The organism is Klebsiella grimontii (assembly GCF_900200035.1).
GTDB lineage: Bacteria > Pseudomonadota > Gammaproteobacteria > Enterobacterales > Enterobacteriaceae > Klebsiella > Klebsiella grimontii.
Map to the genome: position 1 here is coordinate 349,683 of NZ_FZTC01000017.1, position 24,103 is coordinate 373,785.

A 24,103-nucleotide genomic window follows, 5' to 3' on the forward strand; every position below is an offset into this window, starting at 1 on the left:
GCCCGGCGCGGGACCGGGCGGCGGACGCGCTTAGGCGACTTTGGTGGCGGCCTTCAGACTTTGCGCAAAGGCTTTCAGTTCGGCGAGCATAGCCTGCGGGTCGTTCACGTTACGCTCAATGATTTTGACGATGGCAGAGCCGGAAATCGCGCCGGCCGCGCCTGCGTCAATCGCCGCGGTCACCTGCTCCGGCGCCGAGATGCCAAAACCCTGCAGCGGCGGCGCGGCGTGGTACTCGGCCAGTTTTTCAATCAGATGATGCAGCGGCAGCGCGGCGCGGTTCTCCGCGCCGGTCACGCCCGCCCGCGACAGCAGGTAGGTATAACCGCGACCGTAAGAGGCGATCTGGCGCAGCAGATCGTCATCGGCATTCGGCGGACAGATGAAAATCGGCGCGATGTTATGGCGCAACGCGGCCTGGCGGAACGGCGCGGACTCTTCCACGGGGACATCGGCGACCAGCACTGAATCGACGCCCGCGCGTTCGCACGCGGCGTAGAATTCATCAATGCCCGGGCTGAAGACCAGGTTGGCGTACATCAGCAGGCCGATTGGGATGGTCGGATGCTTTTGACGAATCGCCGTCAGCATTTCAAAGCACTGGGCGGGCGTGACGCCTGCGGCAAAAGCGCGCAGGGTGGCGTCCTGAATCGTCGGGCCGTCAGCCAGCGGGTCGGAGAAGGGGATGCCCAGCTCCAGCGCGTCGGCGCCCGCTTCAATCAGGGTATCGATAATTTTCAGCGACTGTTCCGGATTCGGATCGCCGAGGGTGACGAAGGGAACAAACGCGCCTTCCCGGCGAGCTTTAAGTTGTGCAAACAGCGTCTCATAACGTTCCATCAGATTTCCCCTCGCGCTTTTAAAATATCGTGTACGGTGAAGATGTCTTTATCGCCGCGGCCGGAGAGGTTAACCACCAGCAGCTGCTCTTTTTCCGGGTTTTCACGCATCATTTTCAGCGCGTGCGCCAGGGCATGGGAGGACTCCAGCGCCGGGATAATCCCCTCATGGCGGGAGAGTTCTTTAAAGGCATCCAGCGCTTCGTCATCGGTAATCGACACATAATCGGCGCGGCCAATGCTGTTCAGATACGCATGCTGCGGCCCCACTGACGGGAAGTCCAGCCCGGCGGAGATGGAGTAGGACTCCTCAATCTGCCCCTCTTCCGTTTGCATCATCGGCGATTTCATACCGAAGTAGATACCCACCCGACCGTGCTTCAGCGGCGCGCCGTGCTCGCCGGACTCAATACCGTGACCCGCGGGCTCCACGCCAATCAGGCCAACGGTGGTTTCGTCGATAAAGTCGGCGAACATGCCGATGGCGTTCGATCCGCCGCCGACGCAGGCGATAACCGCATCCGGCAGACGACCTTCTTTCTCCAGAATCTGCGCTTTGGTCTCTTCGCCAATCATGCGCTGGAATTCACGCACGATGGTCGGGAACGGGTGCGGACCGGCAGCGGTGCCGAGCATATAATGGGCTGTTTCGTAGCTGCCGGACCAGTCGCGCAGGGCTTCATTGCAGGCGTCTTTCAGGGTAGAAGAACCGCTATGTACCGGGATCACTTCCGCACCCATCAGGCGCATGCGGAAAACGTTCGGCGACTGGCGTTCGATATCCTTAGCGCCCATATAGATACGGCACTTCAGGCCGAGCAGGGCGCTGGCGAGCGCAGAGGCCACGCCGTGCTGGCCGGCGCCGGTTTCGGCGATAATTTCCGTTTTGCCCATCCGTTTCGCCAGCAGCGCCTGGCCGAGCACCTGGTTGGTTTTATGCGCGCCGCCGTGCAGCAGGTCTTCACGCTTGAGATACAGCGTGGTACGGGTGCCTTCGGTAAGGTTACGGCATTTGGTCAGCGCCGTCGGGCGACCGGCGTAGTTTTTCAGCAGGTCGGTAAATTCAGCCTGGAATGCCGGGTCTTTCTGCGCGCTGACGAACGCTTCTTCCAGCTGGCGCAGGGCGGGCATCAGGATCTGCGGAACGTACATCCCGCCGAATTCGCCAAAGTAGGGGTTCAGTAAAGTACTCATTATTGCTCCTTAATATGCGCGCAGCGTTTGAAATACAGAGGACAGCTTGCTGGCATCTTTAATACCCGGCTGCGACTCTACGCCTGAATTAAAATCGAGTCCGGCACAGCCGCTTTTGGCGGCTTCCACACAGTTATCGGCGCCGAGGCCGCCTGCCAGCAGAACGTTACGCAGGTCCTGACCTTGCAGCAGCGACCAGTCGAAACGCTGGCCGGTGCCGCCTTGACCGTTGTCGAATACATATTTATCGACGTGATGCAGATTGCGCTGCGGTAGGGTTTCGCCGACGCTGAGGGCCTTCCAGATTTGCACCGTCGCCGGAAGTTCGGCGCGCAGGGTATCAATATAGGCCTGGTCTTCGCTGCCGTGCAGCTGCACCGCGGCTAAGCTCAGATTTTCCACGCGGGCGACCACTTCCGCCACCGGCGTATTGCGGAACACGCCGACGTAGCTCAGCGGCGCGCTATCGATGACGGCTTTCGCCTGAGCGTCATTCACCGCTCGCGGCGACGTCGGGACAAAAATCAGGCCGCCGTAGATCGCGCCGGATTCATACGCCACCTGGGCATCCTGGGGGCGGGTCAGGCCGCAGACCTTATTCTCGCCGAGCAGCACGCGCTTCACGGCGGCGTTCAGATCGGCGTGCTCCATCAGCGCCGAGCCAATCAGGAAACCGTTGGCGAAGTGGCTTAGTTCACGCACTTCTGCGTAGGTATGGATACCGGACTCGCTGATCACCGTGACCTCATGACCGAGCTTAGGCGCCAGGGTGCGGGTACGGTTGAGGTCAATCGACATATCGCGCAGATCGCGGTTGTTGATGCCGACCACTTTCGCCTTCAGCGCAATCGCGCGCTCCAGCTCCTCTTCATTGCTCACTTCGGTCAGCACGCCCATGTTCAGGCTATGCGCGACGGCGGAGAGCTGGCGATACTGTTCGTCATCCAGCACCGAAAGCATTAGCAGGCAGGCGTCGGCCTGGTAGTAGCGCGCCAGATAAATCTGGTAAGGATCGATGGTGAAGTCCTTACACAAAATCGGCTGCGGCGCGACCTTGCTGACGATCGGCAGAAAGTCGAAGCTGCCCTGGAAATATTTCTCATCGCACAGTACCGAGATCGCCGAGGCGTAGTGCTTGTAGACGCCGGCGATGGCCGCCGGGTCAAAATCATCGCGGATCAGCCCCTTTGATGGCGAGGCCTTTTTGCACTCGAGAATAAACGCGGTGCGGGTTCCGGCGAGGGCGTCGTAAAAATTGCGCTGCGTCGGTACCACTTCATTTTGAAAACTGGCTAACGGTTGTTGTTGTTTGCGGGCTTCTACCCAAATCGCTTTGTCGGCCACGATTTTTGCTAAAACGGTCTGCATTATTTACCCTCTTGCCGCTAATGCGGTCACTCTGTCATAGGCCGCTCCGCTGTGCAGCACATCGATGACCTGCTGCGCGTTGGCCTTCAGATCTTCGTATCCATGTAAACGCATCAGCATGGCGACGTTGGCGGCAACGGCGGCTTCGTGAGCGGCCTCGCCTTTACCTTGTAGTAAGCGCGTAAGAATGTCACGGTTTTCTTCCGGCGTGCCGCCTGCCAGCTGCTCCTGATGGTAAGGCGTCAGGCCAAAGTCGGCGGCGGTCAGCTGGTAGCTCTTGATTTCGCCATTGTTCAGCTCCGCGACCACCGTCGGCGCGTGCAGCGACACCTCGTCCATTCCGCCGCTATGCACCACCGCGGCGCGCTGGTAGCCCAGCACGCGCAGGGTTTCCGCAATCGGCAGCACCAGCTCCGGGCTATAAACGCCAATCAGCGCCAGAGGCGGGTGGGCCGGGTTGATCAGCGGCCCAAGCACGTTAAACAGGGTGCGAGTTTTCAACTGCTGACGGACCGGCATCGCGTGGCGGAAACCGGTGTGATACTTCGGGGCGAACAGGAAGCAAACGCCCAGTTCATCCAGCGCCTGGCGAGATTTATCGGCATTCATATCCAGATTGATACCGAACGCCGCCAGCAGGTCGGAAGATCCTGATTTACTCGATACGCTGCGGTTGCCGTGTTTCGCGACCTTCAGGCCGCAGGCGGCGGCCACAAACGCGCTGGCGGTCGAAATATTGATACTGTTGCTGCCGTCGCCGCCGGTACCGACGATATCGGCAAACAGATAATCAGGGCGCGGGAACGGCGCGGCGTTTTCCAGCAGCGCGGTGGCGGCGCCGGCGATTTCCTGCGGATGCTCACCGCGCACCTTCATGCTCACCAGCGCGGCGGCCAGCTGCTCGGGTTTCACTTCCCCGCGCACCACCGCTGAGAACAGCTGATGGCTCTCCTGCTGGCTCAGGGTTTCGGCCTGATACAGTTTTTCCAGAATTGGCTGGAGGGTGTTGGTCTGCTCCAGCTTCTGCAACGCCCAGGCCAGGGTTTGCTCTAGCAGGCGCGCGCCCTGGGTGGTCAGAATCGACTCCGGGTGGAACTGGAAGCCGCAGACGCGATCCGCATCGTGACGCACCGCCATGACCATGCCGTTGAAGTGGGCATTGATGGTCAGCCCCGCCGGAATGTTGCTACCCACCAGCGAGTGGTAGCGGGCCACCGGCAGCGGGTTGCTCAGACCGGCAAACATCGCCTGTCCGTCATGTTCAATACTCGAAGCCTTACCGTGGAGGATTTCGCCGGCCTGGCCGACGTAGCCGCCGTAGGCTTCGACAATCGCCTGGTGTCCGAGGCAGATACCGATAATCGGCAGTTTGCCGCGCATGCGGATCAGCAGCTCCGGCATGCAGCCCGCTTCGCTCGGCGTCCCCGGCCCTGGAGAGAGCATCAGTACCGGGTTTTTCATCGTGCCGATGCGCTCAATCAGCGCCTGCGCCGGGACGGAGTTGCGGTAAATCACCACGTTATGGCCGTTCGAACGCAGCTGGTCTGCCAGGTTATAGGTAAAAGAATCGATATTATCGAGCAGCAGAATGTCGGCCATTAGAAAATCTCCTTCGCGTGGTGGGCCTGGGCGATAGCGCGCAGCACCGCGCGAGCTTTATTACGGGTTTCATCCGCTTCTGACTGGGGAACGGAGTCGAGCACGATACCGGCGCCCGCCTGGACGGTGGCGACGCCATCCTGCACGTAGGCGGAACGGATAACGATGCAGGTATCGAGGTCGCCGTGGGCGGTAAAATAGCCCACCGCGCCGCCGTAGCTGCCGCGACGCTTGCCTTCAGCGGCGGCGATAAGCTGCATGGCGCGCACTTTCGGCGCCCCGCTGAGGGTGCCCATATTCATACAGGCGCGGTAGGCATGCAGCACGTCAAGATCGCGGCGCAGCTCGCCAACCACGCGGGAGACGAGGTGCATCACAAAGGAGTAGCGGTCGACTTTGGTCAGGTCGGCGACGTAGCGGCTGCCCGGCGTACAGATGCGCGCGAGGTCGTTACGCGCAAGGTCGACCAGCATCAGATGCTCGGAAAGCTCTTTATGGTCGGTGCGCATCTCCAGCTCAATGCGGCTGTCGAGATCGCGATCCAGCGAACCATCCGCGCGGCGGCCGCGCGGTCGGGTACCGGCGATCGGGTAGATTTCAATCTGGCGATTGGTGGCATCATACTTGAGAGAGCTCTCCGGCGACGCGCCGAACAGGGTGAAATCGTTGTCCTGCATAAAGAACATGTACGGGCTCGGGTTGCTCTTCTTCAGCACATCATAAGCGGCGAGCGGCGATGGGCAGGGCAGCGAGAAGCGGCGCGACGGCACGACCTGGAAAATCTCGCCCGCGCGAATGGCGCGCTGCATTTTACGCACCACGGCGCCATACTCTTCGTCGCTCTGGTCGCAGTCGCAGCGCATCTCGGCTACCGTGGTTACCGGCAGCGGCAGCGGCGGCTCGTTCAGCTGCTGGCGAAGCTGAGCGATGCGCTGCAGCAGACGCTGCTTTTCGCTTTCCAGCGGCGTAAACAGGCTCGCCTGGATACGGGTGTTTTTGGTCTGATGATCGATAACCAGCAGCGTTTCCGCCAGATAGAAGCAGTAATCCGGGCAGGCGGTGTCGCTTTCCAGCGATGGCAGGTCTTCAAAACCGGCGACCAGGTCATAGGCGAACAGGCCGCCGAAGAACATGGCTTCGCGCTCGTCCTGCGGAACGGTAACCAGTTCCTGCAGCAGGCGAAAAGCGTCGAATACCGAGAGTGAACACAGGCGGGCGTCTTCATCTAGCAGCGCGCTGACCGGGGGAAAGGTTAATACCCGGCTATTGGGCTGACGCTGATTATTGATGCCGGAGGGCAGGGCGCTATCCAACAGTTCCAGCAGCGCCGTACCGTTGGCGGACAATGCGTGAATAGTGACGGTGTCACCAAGTGCGGTAATGCGCAGGGCGCTATCCACCAGCAGCAGGCTCTTTAAATCATCCTTGCTGTCAATATCAGCGGATTCCAGCAGCAGGGTGGCTGGACGCGCGCCGCAGATCTGGTGGAACAATGCGGTGGGGTTTTCCCGATAGATGGCGTCGCTGGTGAGAAGCTCGAGTGCCGGTTTTGATGTTTGCATTATTGTTGTCGCCTGTTCGCTATAATAATTTGTCCAATAAAAAGCCCGCTCATTGGCGGGCCGGGTATCTGTATGCTGAGTGCAAAACGCGATCACGCCGCCCGATAACAGGAGGTGCGCCACCAGCCGTGCAGAGTGATAAATTGCGTTTTCATCGTTGATACCCCTTCATGTGAACTTGCGTACTAGTTAACTAGTCCGAGAGATTAATGTCAACCCCTGTTTGCAGATTTTCTCTCTCTGTCGGTATGATGATGCGCTTATTGATATCCTTAATCACTTAAGCTGCAGAATCACAGTCAATCTGCCTGTGACTTAAAGTATGACGGGTACAGGTTCATGTCCAGCAGGAGTCATCTTGAGCAACACCAATTACGCAGTGATTTACGACCTGCACAGCCATACCATTGCCTCTGACGGGCGACTGACTCCAGAAGAACTTGTCCATCGCGCGCACCAGATGCGCGTCGGCACCCTGGCGATTACCGATCACGATACCGTGGCGGCGATTCCCGCGGCTCAGGCTGAAATTGAACGCGCCGGTTTACCGCTGGCGCTGATTACCGGGGTGGAGATTTCCACGCTGTGGGAAAATCATGAAATTCACATTGTCGGACTGAATATCGATATCGGCCATCCGGCAATGATCGCGCTGCTCGATGAACAGAAAGCGCGTCGCCAGATGCGGGGCCAGCAGATTGCTGAACGGCTGGAAAAAGCGCGGATCCCGGGGGCCTGGGAAGGGGCGCTGAAGCTGGCGGACGGCGGTGCGGTGACGCGCGGCCATTTTGCCCGTTTTCTGGTGGAGGCCGGCTATGCCAACAATATGGCTGACGTCTTTAAGAAGTATCTGGCGCGCGGGAAAACCGGTTACGTTCCGCCTCAGTGGTGTACAATAAAACAAGCGATTGATGTCATTCATCATTCTGGCGGTAAGGCGGTCATTGCCCATCCCGGGCGCTATGACCTTTCCGCCAAGTGGTTAAAACGTCTGTTGGCCCACTTTAGCGAACAGGGCGGCGATGCGATGGAGGTGGCGCAGTGTCAACAGGCGCCGCACGAGCGCGCTCAGCTTGCCGCTTACGCCGTGCAGTATGGCCTGGATGCCTCGCAGGGGTCTGATTTTCATCAGCCCTGCCCATGGATCGAACTGGGCCGCAAACTTTGGCTGCCCGCGGGCGTTGAAGGGATCTGGCGCAGTTGGGAAGTGGCCGTAGAACAAAATTGAGAGGGAAGTATGAGCCAGTTTTTTTATATCCATCCGGAAAACCCCCAGGCGCGGTTAATTAACCAGGCGGTGGACATTGTGCGTAAAGGCGGAGTCATCGTCTATCCGACCGACTCCGGTTACGCCTTAGGCTGTAAAATTGAAGATAAAGGCGCGATGGAGCGGATTTGCCGGATCCGTAATTTGCCAAACGGCCACAACTTTACCCTGATGTGCCGCGATCTGTCCGAGCTGTCGACCTATTCATTCGTCGATAACGTGGCCTTTCGTCTGATTAAAAACAATACGCCGGGTAACTATACCTTTATCCTCAAGGGCACCAAAGAAGTCCCGCGCCGCCTGTTGCAGGAGAAGCGTAAGACTATCGGGATGCGCGTGCCGTCGAACCCGATTGCGCAAATGCTGCTGGAAACATTGGGTGAGCCGATGCTTTCCACTTCCTTGATGCTGCCGGGAAGCGACTTTACCGAATCCGATCCGGAAGAGATTAAGGATCGTCTGGAGAAGCAGGTGGACCTGATTATTCACGGCGGCTATCTGGGCCAGCAGCCGACCACGGTTATCGATCTTACCGAAGACGCGCCGATCGTAGTGCGTGAAGGCGTCGGGGACGTGACGCCGTTCCTGTAATTGTTTTTTATTCCAAGGAAGGAATCGTCGTGAAATGGACATTAATCTGTCGCTTTTTTCTTCTGCTGTGGCTGTTCAGCGTGCCGTTCAGCCCTGCGCATTCTGAGGTTTTATCCCCCTGGCAAGAAGCTATCGCTCTGTTTGACGTTCAGGCTACCATGCGCCAGGACGGCGTGCTGGACGTGCGAGAAAACCTTCACTTCCAGGTGCGCAACAGGCAGATCAAACACGGTTTCTTTCGCGATCTTCCGCGTATGTGGGTGCGGCCGGACGGCAACGCGGCCCTGCTGACGTACCATGTGATCGGCGTGACCCGCGATGGCAAACCCGAGCCCTGGCATCTGCTCTGGCACCGGGGGACGATGAGGATCGTAGTCGGCGATGAGCAAACTTTTCTGCCGGAAGGCGATTATCGCTACCAGGTGCACTATCAGGTCAGCAACGCGTTTATCCGCGATGACGAAGATGATGTGCTTATCTGGAATGTCACCGGCGCCAGCTGGTCGTTCGAAATATTCCAGGTTCGCTTCGCGCTGCAACTAGCGGATGCGCAAGGGGACCCGTTCAGGCAGATCGACTTTTTTACCGGCGATGATGGCGAAAGGTTAAAAAATGGCCACCTTCTGCCGGATGGGCGCATTGAGTCCCGCGAACCCTTCTACCAGCAGGATTTTACCGTACTCTATCGCTGGCCTCGTGCGCTGTTGCCTGATGCCGCAGAGCCGCAGGCGACTCATCTACTCCCGCATCTTTTTATCCCCACGTTATCGTCTTTAAGCGTGTGGATCCCCTGTGGATTAATGGCGGGTTATTTCTTGTTTTTATGGCTGCGCAGGCCGCGTTTTACTCCGGTTGACGTGCCGGTGCTGACGTCAATGTCTACGGAATTTTCTCCAGGCTATTTGCGTATGGCGGCGAAGCAAACGTACGACGATAAAGGTTTTTGCGCCGATGTGACCAACCTGATTGTGAAGGGGCGGGTGGCGCTGGAGAATGTGCCGGGCGATGAAATGCTATGCTCGTTGGTTCGGGTACGTTCTGGCGCAATTCACACAGGCGATATTCCGACCCAGGAAGAGCAGCTATTGATGGATCTGCTGTTTCATAAGAGCGATAAAGTGGAGCTCAAGGGGCGCTACAACAGAACGCTGCGCAAAGCGTTTAAGCGAATGGATAAATACTATCGTCAGCAGCATAAGGGCGCGGGCTATCGGCCTTTGAGCTTCCTGTTATGCGGTATTGTGGCGATGTTTGCGACTCAGATTCTCGCTAATGCGCAGAGTCTGGGCTGGACGGCCAGAACCTTAACTGCGGATTGGTTTGCGGGTCTTTTCTTCGTTATTCCGCTTCTCTTTAGCAGCGTGTTTTTACTGAGCGATAGCGATCCCGGCAAACCAATTCGCAAGCGTCTAATGGCGACGGTGTTGTGGCCGCTTATCGGCGGCGGCCTGATTTTTCTGTTTCTATGGGGGAAAATGGGTTTTTCGCTCTTTCAATGGTATATGCCCGCCGGATACTTCAGCGCCTGGTGCCTGTCCGGTTATATCACCGCGCTGGGCTTTTGCCTGCTCCCGCAGCTTACGCAATTGGGCCAGCAGCGCTTTGCCAGAGCTGAAGGGGTCATCCGTTATCTTGGACGGCTGGAGGCAGCAACGCACAGCGGCCCACGGCGCAAAGGCGAATCCCGTTACCTGGATATTTCATTGCTTAGCTGGGCGGTAGCCGCAGGGTTGGGTAAGGCGTGGGCCAATCGCCTGGCTCCATCCCTGGCGGCGGCGATTAAGGCGCCGGAGATAGCCCGATCCGGGGCGTTTTTGACCTTGCAGGCGCATCTGAATAGTGGATCCGCCAGCGCTTTTGGTCTCGGCGGCAGCGGCGGGGGATTTTCCGGCGGCGGAGCAGGAGGCGGCGGCGGAGGCGGATGGTAAGTTGTGCTATCCTCGTAATGCGAAGAAGCATTGATCTTAAAGTTCGTGTACCATGTTCGCCCACGCGAGAAGACGTGTCTCTACTGTGGTCGCTAAAATGGCGCAAAACATGATACGCCTTGATGCAAAATATATATACAGAACATGGTGTTAGAATATTATTTTGCTAACGCCCTGTTTTTCGAAGTATACCAGACGCCTGGGAAGGCGACACCTTAAGGAAGCTCAATGAGCGAGAAATTACAAAAAGTGCTGGCCCGCGCTGGCCACGGCTCCCGCCGTGAAATCGAAGCCAAAATCGAAGCTGGCCGCGTCAGCGTCGATGGCAAAATCGCCACCCTTGGCGATCGCGTTGAAATTGTCCCGGGTTTAAAAATTCGCATCGACGGCCACCTGATCTCTGTGAAAGAGTCTGCGGAACAGATTTGCCGCGTGCTGGCCTACTACAAGCCGGAAGGCGAACTCTGTACCCGCAACGACCCGGAAGGGCGTCCGACGGTGTTCGATCGTCTGCCAAAGCTGCGCGGCGCGCGCTGGATTGCCGTCGGTCGTCTGGACGTGAACACCTGCGGCCTGCTGCTGTTTACCACCGACGGTGAACTGGCGAACCGCCTGATGCACCCGAGCCGCGAAGTGGAACGTGAATACGCGGTGCGCGTGTTTGGCCAGATTGACGATGACAAGCTGCGCCAGCTTTCTCGCGGCGTACAGCTGGAAGACGGCCCGGCGGCGTTCAAAACCATCAAGTTTACCGGTGGTGAAGGGATTAACCAGTGGTACAACGTCACGCTGACCGAAGGGCGTAACCGCGAAGTCCGTCGCCTGTGGGAAGCCGTTGGCGTACAGGTCAGCCGCCTGATCCGCGTGCGCTACGGCGATATTCTGCTGCCGAAAGGCCTGCCGCGCGGCGGCTACACCGAGCTGGACCTGGCGCAAACCAACTACCTGCGTGAGCTGGTCGAGCTTACGCCGGAAACCACCTCTAAGGTCGCCGTCGAAAAAGATCGCCGTCGCATGAAGGCAAATCAGATTCGCCGCGCGGTTAAGCGCCACAGCCAGGTGAGTAATAATAATAACAACCGTCGTTCCAGCAGCCGTAATAACGGTAACGGTTAATTATTCCAGTTCCGGCGGTCGCCGCCGGAATTTTCTCTCTTGTGACTCCTTTCACACTTCTGCATAAAGACAAAAAACGGGAAATCCCCGGACAAATAACGCAAAGCGATGCGCCTGGCTACGCCATATACTGACGCCACTGATTACATTAACAGGTAGCCTAAAATGGAAACAGCAGGAAAACTATCGGCAAGCTATGTGGTTATCGGCGTTAAAGAAAAAATAGGCTATGGATTTGGCGATTTCGCCTCTAATTTATCCTTCGGCTTTGTTTCTCTATTCTTACTTTTTTTCTATACCAATATTTACGGGATTAGCGCCGTACAGGCGAGCCTGATCTTTGTTATTGCCCGCGTGGTTGATGCGGCCTTTAATATTGTGATTGGTTTTGCTATCGATAAAACCCACAGCCGTTACGGTAAACTTCGTCCATGGTTATTGTATGGTTCCATTCCGCTGGGCTTTCTGACGGTGCTCTGCTTTGTGCCTTTCGGCGGTGAGGCCAAATTCTACTTCGCACTGATTTCATATACTATTTATTGCCTGGCCTATACGGCGGTGAATACGCCTTACTCGGCGCTGACCAACCGTTTAACCCAGCATGAAGCCTCCCGTTCATCGCTGTCGGTATACCGGTTTGTACTGGCGATTGTTGGCTATCTGATTGTGTCCACCACCGCGGATAGGCTGATTTCCCCGTTTAGCGATAAACAGCTGGGCTATGTCTTCGCCGTCTCTTGCTTTGCGCTGCTGGCGACGTTTTTGTTCCTTGCCTGTTTCGGGATGACCAAAGAGCGCGTTGGCGAAGAAGAGGAACAGATTCCGGCGCCGACGCTGCGGGAAATGTTGAAGGCGGTGGCAGGTAACGCGCCGCTAATTAACCTCTCCATGTTCACCGTCTTTTTTTATATTGCCTATACCGTGTGGATGGCGATCGCTATTTACTTTATCAAATATATCATTGGTAGCGAAGGTTTTACCTCCACCTTCTTTATGATTCAGTCGGCGACTTATATTGTCGGTACCGTTATTTCGGAAAAAATTATTGCGTTGATAGGTAAAAAGAAAATGACGTTGGTGGCCCTGTTAATCGGCGTGGTGGGCGTACTGATGCAATATTTTATCGCCGGCGACAATATCTGGCTGATCATGACCGGCGTGTGTCTCTACAGTATTACGCTGGGGATGGGTTTCGTTTCAATGTGGTCAATGATTGCCGATACCGTGGAATATGCCGAGTGGCACCATGGGGTGCGTACCGAAGGCGCAATTTACGGCTTTTTTAATTTCATCACTAAAATAGCAATGGCCATCGGCGGCGGCTGCGCGGGATGGATGCTGGACTATTATCACTATGACGCGGGCAATATCACCGCCAGCGCGATTAACGGCATTAACGTACTGATGACGCTATTTCCCGGCGCGATGTTTGCCCTCAGCGCCCTGTTTGTCGCCTGCTATTCGCTGGATGAAAAAACCTATCGCGATATTGTGCAAAAGATCAGCCTGCGTAAACAGAACGCGCTTTAACCTCAGGGAGCCAGAGAGATGAGTAACGATTTTAACACCACCCTTGCCGCGATGAGCGCGGAAGAGAAAGTGGCGCTGTTGACCGGCAGCGGCCTTTGGCGCACCGCCTCGCTGCCGCAGCACGGTATCGAAGATATCATTATGACCGACGGCACTTATGGCGTGCGCTACAGCAGCGCGCAGATTGATGGCCGGGAAAAGTGGAGCATGGATGATTTTATCTCGGTCATCACCCAAACCGCAGACCAGGCCAGCGTGGAAGAGCCCGCCGCGAAAGGGGGCAGTGAAGCGCTGTTCAGCACTTCGCTACCGGCGACCTGCTTTCCAAACGGCTCCAGCCTGGCCTGCAGTTGGGATGTGGAACTGGTGCATCAGATGGGGCAAGCGCTGGGGCGAGAGTGTCAGCAAATGGGCGTCGGGATCCTGCTCGGGCCCGGCATTAATATTCGCCGCACGCCGCTGGCCGGGCGCGGCTATGAATATTACGCCGAAGACCCGGTGGTCAGCGGTGACATTGCCGCAGCGTTGATCAACGGTCTGCAGCAGGAGGGCGTCGGCGCCAGCCTGAAGCATTTTGCGGCCAATAACTCGGAATTTCGCCGCACGGAGATGGATTCGATCATTGAAGAGCGGGCGCTGCGGGAAATTTACCTGGCGGGTTTCCAGCGGGCGATTGCAAAATCCCGGCCGTGGACGGTGATGTCCTCCTACAATCGTCTTAACGGCGTACAAACTTCGCAGGATCCGTTTTTACTCACTCAGGTATTGCGCGATGAGTGGGGATATGACGGCCTGGTGATGTCCGACTGGTACGGCATTAAAGATCGTCCCGCTTCGTTGATGGCGGGCAACGACCTGGCGATGCCGGAAACCCGCCGCGATAAACAAACCCTGCTGGCGGCTATCGAAGCCGAAGAGGTGCCGATGGCGGTGGTGGATCGCGCCTGTCTACGCATGCTGGAACTGCTCGACAAGGTTCAGCGCCATCGCCGCCCGCAAACGCGAGCCGATTTTACGGCGCACCACGCGCTGGCGCAGCGGCTTGCCGGTGAATCTATCGTCCTGCTGAAAAATGAAGAGGCTCTGCTGCCGCTGCGTTCGGAGAAAACACCGCGCATCGCGGTGCTGGGTAAACCGGCGCAGGAGCCGGTGATTCAGGGATCCGGATGCGCGACCACGGTACCGTATCTTCTCGATCGCCCGCTGGATGAAATTTTCGACCTCGCCGGGGACGATTTTAGCGTTACCTGGGCCGTAGGCGCGCCGGACGATCTGCGCGATGATGAACAGGCGCTGGCGCAGGCCTGCAGCGTGGCACAAGAGGCTGACGTGGCGGTACTCTTCGTCAGTACCGCCGTAGGCGAAGATGGCGAAAACGGCGATCGTCAGGATCTGCATATTCTGCCGGTGCACGAGCGGTTGATTCGTGAAGTCGCCGCGGTCCAGCCAAATATCGTGGTGGTGCTGGCGAATAGCGATGCGGTGGTGATGCCGTGGCTTGGCGAATGCAAAGCGCTGCTGGAAACGTTTTTTGCCGGTCAGGGGATGGGGCGCGCGGTGGCGGAAATCCTCTTCGGCAAGCGTAACCCCTGCGGCAAGCTGACGGTAACGGTGCCTAATTCCCTGGAGGAAACCCCGGCCTGGCTACACTATCCGGGCGAAAACCTGCGCCACTACTACGGAGAAGGGCTTTTTGTCGGCTATCGCTATTATGACAAACGTCGCCTGATGCCTCAGTTTCCGTTTGGTTTTGGCTTAAGCTATACCCGGTTTGCCTACGATAATATCGCGCTGTCAGCCTCCCGATTAGGCGCAGACGAGACGCTTACGGTGTCGTTCGACCTGACCAACTGCGGGGAGTATGCGGGTAAAGAGATCGTCCAACTGTACGTCAGCGCGCCGAAGGGGGAGCTGATTCGCGAAGTACAGTCATTAAAAGCGTTCAGCAAAGTGGCGCTGGCCGCCGGAGAATCCCGGCGCGTAAGCCTGCAGCTGCCCATTGCCGAACTAGCCTGCTACCATCCGGGTCTTGGCGACTGGATGGTGACGCCGGGCATCTGGCAGATCCGCGTCGGCGCCTCATCCCGCGATCTGCCGTTAACGGCGGAAATGGAGGTAGATTGCCCGCAGCGGTACGTCCCGCTGCGCGATGATAACTCTCTGCAACAGCTGATCCAGCAGCCGGAGGCCTTTGCCCGCGTCGTGACGCTGATTGCCGATAAGAGTCAGATACCAGCGGAGCAGGTGCGTGAAAAATTGATTCGCCTGGCGCCGGATCTGTTCTGCGGGCTGCTGATTGCGCTGACCGAGTTCCTGGCGCTGGATATTGAGCGCGACGAGCTTAACGCGGTGCTGGCGGGCGCTCATCATTGCTAATGACAGGAGAGTGCGCATGTTCCCTTTTTCAGTGACTCATCCTCGTTCGGTCAGCCAGACCGGCCGACAGACGGTGAACAGCGGCTACGAGCTGATTGCCTTTGATGCGGAGAAGCTGAACGTGTTTGCCGCGGAGGTTCGCTACTGCGAGCCTCACTGGCATCCGGCTCCGGAGCTGATTACCGTGCTGGCGGGGCGATTTACGCTCTCTGTCGGCCAGCAGAGCCTGGAGCTTACGCAGGGGGATATGCTGTACATCAATGCCGAAGAGGTCCATTCGCTTAGCGCGGAGGAGGCGGGCAGCCAGCTGGTCACCGTCCAGTTTTCACCCGGCCTGTTTGATGAGCTTCATCCCTCGCCGCAGCTGGACTGGAATACCTGCGGACGATCTTACTCTACGGCAGACAGTGAGGTGCACCTCCGGCTGGCGAGGCTACTGGAACAGCTAATCGATAACCACGCGCCGTTTCAGCGCATCGCGGCGATTTATCTGCTGCTGGATGCGGTCGTCTGCGCCGGAAAGCCGACGCGGCGCGGCGAAAGCTCGCTGCGCGACGAGGCGATGATCAAAAAAGGCATTGATTTTATCAATCAACACTTTGATCAGCCGCTGACCCTGAGCGAGGTCGCCTGCCATAGCGGGATGAGCTACTCCTGGTTTTCGCGGTTGTTCAAAAAAGTGAGCCGCTATAATTTTAAAGAGTACCTGACGCTGGTGCGGCTAAACAAAGCCCGCACTCTGCTGCGCGATACGCGCACGCCAATCACTGAGATCAGCCACAGCTGCGGCTTTCAGGAGCACAAGTCTCTAATTGCCGCCTTTAATAAATACTGCGGCGTCACGCCAACCGAATACCGTAAGCGCTTCGTCTCGCGGCAAAATATTCCCGAAAGCGAGCTGGCGCTGGGGGAGGATTGCCTGTGCCTGCCGCTCAATCATGGGCTGCTCGAGCGGCTGGCGGCTAGTAGTCGATCCCTATCTGCGCCTTGATCCCGGCATCGAAGGCGTGCTTAACCGGACGCAGTTCGCTAACGGTATCGGCCAGTTCGGTAATTTCACGGTGGCAGCCGCGGCCGGTGATAATGACCGTCTGGTGCGCCGGGCGGTTGCGCAGCGCGGTAAGCACCTCTTCCAGAGGCAGGTAGTCGTAGGCCACCATATAGGTGAGCTCGTCCAGCAAAACGAGGTCGAGGCTTTCATCGGCCAGCATTCGGCGCCCGTGCTCCCAGACTGAAAGGCAGGCGGCGGTGTCGCTTTCGCGATCCTGCGTATTCCAGGTAAAACCGGTCCCCATCACCTGAAATTCGACGCCGTGCGGCTCGAGCAGGTTGCGCTCGCCGTTTGGCCAGGTGCCTTTTATAAACTGCACGACGCCGGCCTTTTTACCGTGCCCGACGGCGCGGGTAACGGTGCCAAAAGCGGCGGTGGTTTTGCCTTTACCGTTACCGGTAAACACGATCACGATGCCGCGTTCTTCCTGCGCGGCGGCGACGCGAGCGTCAACTTTCTCTTTTACCCGCTGCTGGCGTTCGCGGTGGCGTTCATCACTCATTGTGCGATTCCTGGTTTGCGGCCCGGCTGGGCGTCAAAAGTCATTCCCGTCTTACGGCGGCTGTCGTCGCCCATCAGCCACAGGTAAACCGGCATGATATCAGCGGGGGTTTTCAATTTTTGCGGATCTTCCGTTGGGAAGGCATTGGCGCGCATTTTGGTGCGCGTGCCGCCGGGGTTGATGCAGTTAACCCGCAGATGACGGCTCTGATACTCTTCGGCCAGCACCTGCATCATGCCTTCGGTGGCGAATTTAGATGCGGCATAAGCGCCCCAGTTGGCGCGCCCCTGACGGCCGACGCTGGAGGAGGTAAAGACCAGCGAACCCGATTCGGATTTAAGTAATAAAGGAAGCAGCGCCTGGGTGAGCATAAAGGTGCCGTTCACGTTTACCTGCATGACCTGCTGCCATACTTCCGGCTTTTGCCGATCCATTGGGCACACGTCGCCCAACAGACCCGCGTTGTGCAGCACCCCGTCGAGGCGCGGATAGTGGATGGCGATCTTCTGCGCCAGCTGTTGGCACTCCTGCGGCGTGCAGGTTAACAGGTCGAGAGTGAACCAGCGGGCGGGAATGCCGCCCGCTTGCTGAATCTCGTGCGCAACGCTGCGCAGCTTCTCTTCATTACGGCCGACCAGGATAACGCTGGCGCTATAGCGGGAATAGGTCAGGGCGGCTTCACGGCCTATGCCATCGCTGGCGCCGGTAACCAGGATGATGCGATCCTGTAACAGGTGACGTTGCGGTTGATAGTGCACGGCGACTCCTCGGGCGATCGGCAGGCGATCGCGCTTGCTATTCGGTATTTCACTTTTGCGCTTTATGCCTGAAAGCGCCCGCTATTGCAATCGGCGAAACGGAAACTCTTCGCGGAATTAATATCTTGCAACGATTTCATCGTCGCTGAAAAAAACAGGAAGGCGCCTCGCGCGCGACACAAAGCACAAAGACTTCTCGCCGACGGCTGATGTACACTGTGCGCCAACGTCAGCGGTTTACACAAGGTGAAAACGTGGAATTACTTGCTCAATATGGCCTGTTTTTGGCCAAAATCGCGACCATCGTTGTCGCAATTGCGGTTATCGTCGCCATTATTGTTAACCTGACTCAGCGCAAAAAACAGCGCGGCGAGCTGCGGGTAACCAATCTTAGCGAGCAATATAAGGAGATGAAGGAAGAGCTGGCGGCTTCGTTGCTCGATGGGCCGCAGCAGAAGCTGTGGCATAAAGCGCAAAAGAAAAAGCTCAAGCAGGAAGCAAAAGCGGCAAAGGCGCGGGCAAAGCTGGGAACTCCCGAGCAGGACGCTAAACCGCGCGCCTGGGTGCTGGATTTTAAAGGCAGTATGGATGCCCACGAAGTCAGCAGCCTGCGCGAAGAGATCACCGCCGTTCTGGCGGCGGCAAAAGCGCGCGACCAGGTGGTGATTCGCCTTGAAAGCCCCGGCGGCGTGGTCCACGGCTACGGCCTTGCCGCTTCACAGCTGCAGCGTCTGCGCGACAAACAAATCCCGTTAACGGTCGCGGTAGATAAAGTTGCGGCCAGCGGCGGCTATATGATGGCCTGCGTGGCGAACAGAATCGTCAGCGCGCCGTTCGCTATCCTTGGCTCTATTGGCGTTGTGGCGCAGATCCCCAACATCAATCGTTTTCTTAAGAACAAGGACATCGACATTGAGCTGCATACGGCCGGGCAGTACAAACGTACCCTGACGATGCTGGGCGAAAATACCGAAGAAGGGCGCCAGAAATTCCGCGAAGATCTCAACGATACCCATCGACTCTTCAAAGACTTTGTCCACCGGATGCGCCCTGAGCTGGATATCGAGCAGGTAGCGACGGGTGAACACTGGTATGGCGTTCAGGCGCTGGAAAAAGGCCTTGTTGACGCGGTGGAAACCAGCGATGAACTTCTGCTGGGCCTGATGGACAAGCATGAGGTTATCAGCGTGCGCTACCAGCAGCGTAAGAAAATGCTCGACCGGTTTACCGGCAGCGCGGCGGAAAGCGCCGATAAACTGCTGCTGCACTGGTGGCAGCGCGGGCAAAAGCCGCTGATGTAAAAAAACAACGCGAGGCACGGGCCTCGCGTTGTCGTATTGGCCCTGCGCGCGGCGGTTAATCCGCCAGGTGATACTTATCAGACAGCTCGTGCGCGAGATATTTAAACATATTGAATACCGCCGTACTCTTCGCCGTTGGCAGACCCTGCTCATCAAGATAAAACTCGCCGCTGAACACCAGCACGCCGTTACGCTGAACGACGTCGGTGGCCTCGATCCCGGCTAACGTATCTTCATGTTCGCGAATGAGTTTGTTGGCTTTTTCCAGAAGCGTCTGGCGATCGATGGGTTGGGTTGTACCTTGCATAAATGCCTCCTGTGATTCTTCGCGGCTAGTCTACGCCGCACGGCGACGAGGGGCAAATTTTCCATGGATCTTCTGGGGGTAATCGCAGGAGCTTAATAAACATCAGTTTAGTGGCGGGATTTGCTTTTGCATGCTAATAAAGTTGCGTAACGAATTTTATCAGGTACAGTGTGACGCTTTCAGCGATCTGGCAACAGATTTGCTTGACATTCGGCCAAAAATTATTCGTGCTATGTCGCCTGGCAAGAAAAAGCCAGCAAACTCAGCTATCTGGTTTTATGGACCTGAAACCGGTGCAAAGGGTTGATATCCATCGATAACGACGCAACATAGGTTGTGACGTGTCGCCAGTGGATGGTGAATCAATGTGCGATGTATTCCTGGATGAATCAAATTAGGTAAAGGTGAATATGGGTAAAGCTCTCGTTATCGTTGAGTCCCCGGCAAAAGCCAAAACGATCAATAAGTATCTGGGTAATGACTACGTGGTTAAGTCCAGCGTCGGTCATATCCGCGATTTGCCGACCAGTGGCTCAGCTTCCAAAAAGAGCGCCGACTCTACCTCCACCAAAGGGGCTAAAAAGCCTAAGAAGGATGAACGCGGCGCTCTGGTCAACCGTATGGGCGTGGACCCATGGCATGACTGGGATGCGCACTATGAAATACTCCCGGGTAAAGAAAAGGTTGTTTCCGAACTCAAACAGTTGGCGGAAAAAGCTGACCACATCTATCTCGCAACCGACCTTGACCGCGAAGGGGAGGCCATCGCATGGCACCTGCGGGAAGTTATCGGCGGTGATGAACAGCGCTATAGCCGCGTAGTGTTCAATGAGATCACCAAGAATGCTATCCGTCAGGCTTTCGAAAAGCCGGGCGAACTGAATATTGACCGTGTTAACGCTCAGCAGGCGCGCCGTTTTATGGACCGCGTGGTGGGTTACATGGTTTCTCCGCTGCTGTGGAAAAAAATTGCCCGTGGTCTGTCCGCAGGCCGCGTCCAGTCGGTTGCCGTACGTCTGGTGGTTGAACGCGAGCGTGAGATTAAGGCGTTTGTTCCGGAAGAGTACTGGGAAGTTGACGCCAGCACTACGACGCCAGGCGGCGATGCGTTACCGCTGCAGGTGACCCACAGCGGCGATAAGCCGTTCCGTCCGGTGAGCCGTGATGAAACCATGGCAGCGGTTGCGCTGCTTGAGAAAGCCAGCTACAGCGTGCTGGAGCGTGAAGACAAGCCGACCAGCAGCAAGCCGGGCGCGCCGTTTATCACCTCCACGCTCCAGCAGGCCGCCAGCACGCGTCTTGGCTTCGGCGTGAAGAAAACCATGATGATGGCGCAGCGCCTCTACGAAGCGGGGCATATTACCTATATGCGTACCGATTCCACGAACCTGAGCCAGGACGCGCTGAATATGGTGCGCGGCTATATTGGCGATAACTTCGGTAAGAAATATCTGCCGGAAAGCGCTAACCAGTACGCCAGCAAAGAAAACTCCCAGGAAGCGCACGAAGCGATTCGTCCTTCCGATGTCAACGTGCTGGCCGAAACGTTAAAAGATATGGAATCTGATGCGCAGAAACTGTATCAGCTGATCTGGCGCCAGTTTGTCGCCTGTCAGATGACGCCAGCGCAGTACGACTCCACCACCCTGACGGTGAAAGCCGGCGATTTCAAACTGAAAGCGCGCGGTCGTACGCTGCGCTTTGACGGCTGGACCAAAGTGATGCCAGCCCTGCGTAAAGGCGATGAAGATCGTACTTTACCGCTGGTCAACAAGGGCGAAAGCCTGAGCCTGGTCGAGCTGACGCCCGCGCAGCACTTTACCAAGCCGCCGGCGCGTTTTAGCGAAGCCTCGCTGGTTAAAGAGCTGGAAAAACGCGGCATCGGCCGCCCGTCCACCTATGCGTCGATCATTTCGACCATTCAGGATCGCGGCTATGTGCGGGTGGAAAACCGTCGTTTTTATGCGGAAAAAATGGGCGAGATCGTCACCGATCGTCTGGAAGAGAACTTCCGCGATCTGATGAACTACGATTTCACCGCGCAGATGGAAGACCGCCTCGACCAGGTGGCCAACCATCAGGCCGAATGGAAACAGGTTCTCGATAACTTCTTCGGAGACTTCACCTCGCAGCTGCAAACGGCGGAGAAAGATCCGGAAGAGGGCGGCATGCAGCCGAACCCAATGGTTCTGACCACCATCGACTGCCCAACCTGCGGGCGCAAGATGGGGATCCGCACCGCCAGCACCGGCGTCTTCCTCGGCTGTTCGGGCTATGCGCTGTCGCCAAAAGAGCGCTGCAAAACTACCATTAACCTGGTGCCGGAAAACGAAGTTCTCAACGTGCTTGAAGGCGAGGACGCTGAAACCAACGCGCTGCGCGCCAAACGCCGCTGTAAAAAATGCGGCACGGCGATGGACAGCTATCTCATCGATCCTAAGCGCAAGCTGCACGTCTGCGGTAATAACCCGACCTGCGATGGCTACGAGATTGAAGAGGGCGAGTTCCGCATTAAGGGCTATGATGGCCCGATCGTTGAGTGTGAGAAATGTGGCTCTGAAATGCACCTGAAGATGGGGCGTTTTGGTAAGTATATGGCCTGCACCAACGACGAGTGTAAAAACACCCGTAAGATCCTGCGTAACGGGGAAGTGGCGCCGCCGAAAGAAGATCCTGTGCCGCTGCCGGAGCTGCCGTGCGAGAAATCGGACGCCTACTTTGTTCTGCGCGATGGCGCGGCGGGCGTTTTCCTGGCCGCGAACACCTTCCCGAAATCGCGCGAAACCCGCGCGCCGCTCGTGGAAGAGCTGTACCGCTTCCGCGACCGCCTGGCCGAGAAGCTGCGCTATCTGGCCGATGCGCCGCAGCAGGATCCGGAAGGCAACAAAACGATGGTGCGTTTTAGTCGTAAAACTAAGCAGCAGTACGTTGCGTCAGAGAAAGAGGGTAAAGCCACCGGCTGGTCAGCTTTCTATATTGACGGCAAATGGACTGAAGCGAAGAAGTAACTGCTATCACCGGAAATAAGGGCCGCGTCGCGGCCCTTTTTTAACACTGCATGTTGCTGATATCCAAGATTTATTCTGTATCGTCTCTCGCCTTATAACCGACTTATTATTTTTTGTTAGTATCTATACACTGTAGATATAAATGATATAGTGGTTATAGCTAATCTCTTTTTTATTATCTTATCGTCTTATACATCATCGTCTTCAGGATACGTTGTGGCGCCGACACGGCGAGTCGCAGGCTTGGGGGGGCAATCCGCCCGCCGGCAAGTGACCTGAGCGTAAAATGTATTAAGCGGGTTTATTTTACGTGCTATCGGATATCAGCCATGAAACTACAGCAGCTCCGCTATATCGTTGAGGTTGTTAACCATAATCTGAACGTCTCCTCGACTGCCGAAGGTCTGTATACCTCACAGCCGGGCATCAGCAAGCAGGTTCGCATGCTGGAGGATGAGCTGGGCATTCAGATTTTCGCCCGCAGCGGCAAACATCTCACCCAGGTGACTCCCGCAGGCCAGGAGATCATACGCATCGCTCGCGAGGTCTTATCGAAGGTGGATGCGATCAAGTCGGTGGCGGGTGAGCATACCTGGCCAGACAAGGGCTCCCTGTACGTTGCGACTACCCACACTCAGGCCCGCTACGCGTTGCCGGGCGTGATTAAAGGCTTTATCGAACGCTACCCCCGCGTCTCCTTGCACATGCATCAGGGGTCGCCAACGCAAATCGCCGAGGCGGTGTCGAAAGGCAATGCCGACTTCGCTATCGCGACCGAAGCGCTCCATCTCTATGATGATTTGGTCATGCTGCCGTGCTATCACTGGAACCGCTCCGTGGTCGTCACGCCAGAGCACCCGCTGGCCTCGCGCGAGTCGGTATCGATTGAGGAGCTGGCGCAGTATCCGTTGGTGACTTACACCTTCGGCTTCACCGGTCGTTCCGAGCTGGATACCGCCTTTAATCGCGCCGGCTTAACGCCGCGCATCGTTTTCACCGCCACCGACGCCGATGTGATTAAAACCTACGTGCGTCTGGGCCTTGGGGTAGGGGTGATTGCCAGTATGGCGGTGGATCCGGTTTCCGACCCGGACCTGGTCAAGCTCGACGCCAACGGTATTTTCAGCCACAGCACCACGAAAATAGGTTTCCGGCGCAGCACCTTCTTGCGAAGCTATATGTATGATTTTATTCAACGATTTGCGCCGCATCTGACGCGGGATGTAGTCGATACCGCCGTCGCTTTGCGCTCAAATGAAGATATCGAAGCGATGTTCAAAGATATTAAATTACCGGAAAAATAACCGCAGAAAAAATAATGGCATCCTCTCGGGGATGCCAAAACCTATAATGACCTGAAAATGAATATCTAAACCTCGTCTGAATCACAATTTTCGTTAACTCCTCGTACCACATTTGCAAATATACCTGCCGCGATCAAATTAATGAGCAAAGATATCTTCCGGGAAGCGAATTCACTGGATTAATAGCCAATCCATAATTAAGATTTATCTGTGGTTAGAAATTCTTAGCGATTGGTGGTGAAAAAATGATTAGTGATATCGATTATATGAAGTTTGCGATGTCACAGGAACGTGACAAGACTGAGATAGATCCGGTTTTGAGAAGTAAGGCCTGGAGCGCCGTTATCCTTGGGCTTGCGATGTTCTGGAGCGTCATTGCTCTGGTTGTCTGCAACGTTTGGTTTCTAAGCTAGAGCACCTTCCAGTCAAAATGGTTGTGTCATTTTTATGACAAGTGAAATATTGAGTAATATTCCATCGGATAAAATAGCGGCAATAAGGA

General features: G+C 56.6%; 19 protein-coding genes and 1 other annotated feature. Of the genes, 11 read left to right on the forward strand and 8 right to left on the reverse strand.

The genetic code is table 11. The annotated features are described in order from the left end of the window. Positions 1-30 precede the first annotated feature (30 nt). From trpA to KOSB73_RS14255, 5 genes are read right to left on the reverse strand one after another with little or no spacing between them, the layout of a single operon-like run. Positions 31-840, reverse strand: a complete 810-nt coding sequence (gene trpA / locus KOSB73_RS14235; protein WP_049085463.1) for a tryptophan synthase subunit alpha — start codon at positions 838-840, stop codon at positions 31-33. Further along, positions 840-2,033, reverse strand: coding sequence for a tryptophan synthase subunit beta (gene trpB, locus KOSB73_RS14240; RefSeq protein ID WP_004139553.1), 1,194 nt, complete (start codon positions 2,031-2,033; stop codon positions 840-842). Before trpB ends, trpA begins: the two co-directional genes overlap by 1 nt. Before the next feature lie 9 nt (positions 2,034-2,042). Further along, positions 2,043-3,401: a bifunctional indole-3-glycerol-phosphate synthase TrpC/phosphoribosylanthranilate isomerase TrpF gene (gene trpCF, locus KOSB73_RS14245; RefSeq protein ID WP_049085461.1), complete on the reverse strand. Its 1,359-nt coding sequence runs from the start codon at positions 3,399-3,401 to the stop codon at positions 2,043-2,045. Between the two features lie 3 nt (positions 3,402-3,404). Then, complete coding sequence (gene trpD, locus KOSB73_RS14250) at positions 3,405-5,000, reverse strand: bifunctional anthranilate synthase glutamate amidotransferase component TrpG/anthranilate phosphoribosyltransferase TrpD (protein WP_024359433.1); 1,596 nt, start codon at positions 4,998-5,000, stop codon at positions 3,405-3,407. Next, complete coding sequence (locus tag KOSB73_RS14255) at positions 5,000-6,562, reverse strand: anthranilate synthase component 1 (RefSeq protein ID WP_004139552.1); 1,563 nt, start codon at positions 6,560-6,562, stop codon at positions 5,000-5,002. Before KOSB73_RS14255 ends, trpD begins: the two co-directional genes overlap by 1 nt. Positions 6,563-6,597: 35 nt before the next feature. Beyond that, positions 6,598-6,693, reverse strand: a sequence feature (Trp leader region). 227 nt (positions 6,694-6,920) lie between these two features. Here KOSB73_RS14255 and rnm point away from each other — a divergent pair. The 7 genes from rnm (at position 6,921) to KOSB73_RS14290 (ending at position 16,361) form a co-directional block, all read left to right on the forward strand. After that, positions 6,921-7,790, forward strand: coding sequence for an RNase RNM (rnm, locus tag KOSB73_RS14260; RefSeq protein ID WP_004139551.1), 870 nt, complete (start codon positions 6,921-6,923; stop codon positions 7,788-7,790). Between the two features lie 9 nt (positions 7,791-7,799). Next, positions 7,800-8,420 (forward strand): L-threonylcarbamoyladenylate synthase, encoded by a 621-nt coding sequence (locus KOSB73_RS14265; protein ID WP_049090005.1) that lies wholly within the window; start codon positions 7,800-7,802, stop codon positions 8,418-8,420. Positions 8,421-8,449: 29 nt separating this feature from the next. Beyond that, positions 8,450-10,348 (forward strand): DUF2207 domain-containing protein, encoded by a 1,899-nt coding sequence (locus tag KOSB73_RS14270; protein WP_098140603.1) that lies wholly within the window; start codon positions 8,450-8,452, stop codon positions 10,346-10,348. Positions 10,349-10,576: 228 nt separating this feature from the next. Next, positions 10,577-11,464, forward strand: coding sequence for a 23S rRNA pseudouridine(2605) synthase RluB (gene rluB, locus KOSB73_RS14275; protein WP_004121268.1), 888 nt, complete (start codon positions 10,577-10,579; stop codon positions 11,462-11,464). A 165-nt stretch (positions 11,465-11,629) separates the two neighbouring features. After that, on the forward strand, positions 11,630-12,994 hold the full coding sequence (locus tag KOSB73_RS14280; protein ID WP_098140604.1) for an MFS transporter: 1,365 nt from the start codon (positions 11,630-11,632) through the stop codon (positions 12,992-12,994). An 18-nt stretch (positions 12,995-13,012) separates the two neighbouring features. Then, positions 13,013-15,370, forward strand: a complete 2,358-nt coding sequence (locus KOSB73_RS14285; RefSeq protein WP_064342505.1) for a beta-glucosidase — start codon at positions 13,013-13,015, stop codon at positions 15,368-15,370. 16 nt (positions 15,371-15,386) lie between these two features. Continuing rightward, positions 15,387-16,361 carry a helix-turn-helix transcriptional regulator gene (locus KOSB73_RS14290; protein ID WP_024359429.1) on the forward strand — a complete coding sequence of 325 codons (975 nt, stop codon included), beginning with the start codon at positions 15,387-15,389 and terminating at the stop codon, positions 16,359-16,361. On the opposite strand, the gene cobO is transcribed toward KOSB73_RS14290, so the two are convergent. Continuing rightward, entirely contained in the window at positions 16,333-16,923 is a 591-nt protein-coding gene (gene cobO, locus KOSB73_RS14295; RefSeq protein WP_098140605.1) for a cob(I)yrinic acid a,c-diamide adenosyltransferase, read from the reverse strand. The genes KOSB73_RS14290 and cobO overlap by 29 nt on opposite strands. Further along, positions 16,920-17,681: a YciK family oxidoreductase gene (locus tag KOSB73_RS14300; protein WP_004121257.1), complete on the reverse strand. Its 762-nt coding sequence runs from the start codon at positions 17,679-17,681 to the stop codon at positions 16,920-16,922. Before KOSB73_RS14300 ends, cobO begins: the two co-directional genes overlap by 4 nt. 254 nt (positions 17,682-17,935) lie before the next feature. On the opposite strand from KOSB73_RS14300, the gene sohB reads away from it, so the two are divergent. Further along, the gene (gene sohB, locus KOSB73_RS14310; protein WP_098140606.1) at positions 17,936-18,982 is read left to right on the forward strand and encodes a protease SohB; all 1,047 of its coding nucleotides are present in this window, start codon (positions 17,936-17,938) and stop codon (positions 18,980-18,982) included. 55 nt (positions 18,983-19,037) lie between these two features. On the opposite strand, the gene KOSB73_RS14315 is transcribed toward sohB, so the two are convergent. Continuing rightward, positions 19,038-19,289, reverse strand: a complete 252-nt coding sequence (locus tag KOSB73_RS14315; protein WP_004101388.1) for a YciN family protein — start codon at positions 19,287-19,289, stop codon at positions 19,038-19,040. Positions 19,290-19,699: 410 nt separating this feature from the next. On the opposite strand from KOSB73_RS14315, the gene topA reads away from it, so the two are divergent. From topA to KOSB73_RS14330, 3 genes are all read left to right on the forward strand, one after another. Further along, positions 19,700-22,297, forward strand: a complete 2,598-nt coding sequence (gene topA / locus KOSB73_RS14320) for a type I DNA topoisomerase (RefSeq protein WP_024359426.1) — start codon at positions 19,700-19,702, stop codon at positions 22,295-22,297. 329 nt (positions 22,298-22,626) lie between these two features. Then, positions 22,627-23,601, forward strand: a complete 975-nt coding sequence (gene cysB, locus KOSB73_RS14325; RefSeq protein WP_004121248.1) for an HTH-type transcriptional regulator CysB — start codon at positions 22,627-22,629, stop codon at positions 23,599-23,601. Positions 23,602-23,846: 245 nt separating this feature from the next. Then, positions 23,847-24,014, forward strand: a complete 168-nt coding sequence (locus KOSB73_RS14330; RefSeq protein ID WP_004139526.1) for a YmiA family putative membrane protein — start codon at positions 23,847-23,849, stop codon at positions 24,012-24,014. Positions 24,015-24,103: the final 89 nt, after the last annotated feature.

What these genes read in the sequence shown, in the direction of transcription:
- topA (WP_024359426.1), top strand. Translation starts at nt 19,700, where the DNA reads ATGGGTAAAGCTCTCGTTATCGTTGAGTCCCCGGCAAAAGCCAAAACG.
- KOSB73_RS14280 (WP_098140604.1), top strand. Translation starts at nt 11,630, where the DNA reads ATGGAAACAGCAGGAAAACTATCGGCAAGCTATGTGGTTATCGGCGTT.
- cobO (WP_098140605.1), bottom strand. Translation starts at nt 16,923, where the DNA reads ATGAGTGATGAACGCCACCGCGAACGCCAGCAGCGGGTAAAAGAGAAA.
- KOSB73_RS14290 (WP_024359429.1), top strand. Translation starts at nt 15,387, where the DNA reads ATGTTCCCTTTTTCAGTGACTCATCCTCGTTCGGTCAGCCAGACCGGC.
- KOSB73_RS14255 (WP_004139552.1), bottom strand. Translation starts at nt 6,562, where the DNA reads ATGCAAACATCAAAACCGGCACTCGAGCTTCTCACCAGCGACGCCATC.
- KOSB73_RS14265 (WP_049090005.1), top strand. Translation starts at nt 7,800, where the DNA reads ATGAGCCAGTTTTTTTATATCCATCCGGAAAACCCCCAGGCGCGGTTA.
- rluB (WP_004121268.1), top strand. Translation starts at nt 10,577, where the DNA reads ATGAGCGAGAAATTACAAAAAGTGCTGGCCCGCGCTGGCCACGGCTCC.
- trpB (WP_004139553.1), bottom strand. Translation starts at nt 2,033, where the DNA reads ATGAGTACTTTACTGAACCCCTACTTTGGCGAATTCGGCGGGATGTAC.
- trpCF (WP_049085461.1), bottom strand. Translation starts at nt 3,401, where the DNA reads ATGCAGACCGTTTTAGCAAAAATCGTGGCCGACAAAGCGATTTGGGTA.
- KOSB73_RS14330 (WP_004139526.1), top strand. Translation starts at nt 23,847, where the DNA reads ATGATTAGTGATATCGATTATATGAAGTTTGCGATGTCACAGGAACGT.
- trpA (WP_049085463.1), bottom strand. Translation starts at nt 840, where the DNA reads ATGGAACGTTATGAGACGCTGTTTGCACAACTTAAAGCTCGCCGGGAA.
- KOSB73_RS14285 (WP_064342505.1), top strand. Translation starts at nt 13,013, where the DNA reads ATGAGTAACGATTTTAACACCACCCTTGCCGCGATGAGCGCGGAAGAG.
- trpD (WP_024359433.1), bottom strand. Translation starts at nt 5,000, where the DNA reads ATGGCCGACATTCTGCTGCTCGATAATATCGATTCTTTTACCTATAAC.
- KOSB73_RS14315 (WP_004101388.1), bottom strand. Translation starts at nt 19,289, where the DNA reads ATGCAAGGTACAACCCAACCCATCGATCGCCAGACGCTTCTGGAAAAA.
- cysB (WP_004121248.1), top strand. Translation starts at nt 22,627, where the DNA reads ATGAAACTACAGCAGCTCCGCTATATCGTTGAGGTTGTTAACCATAAT.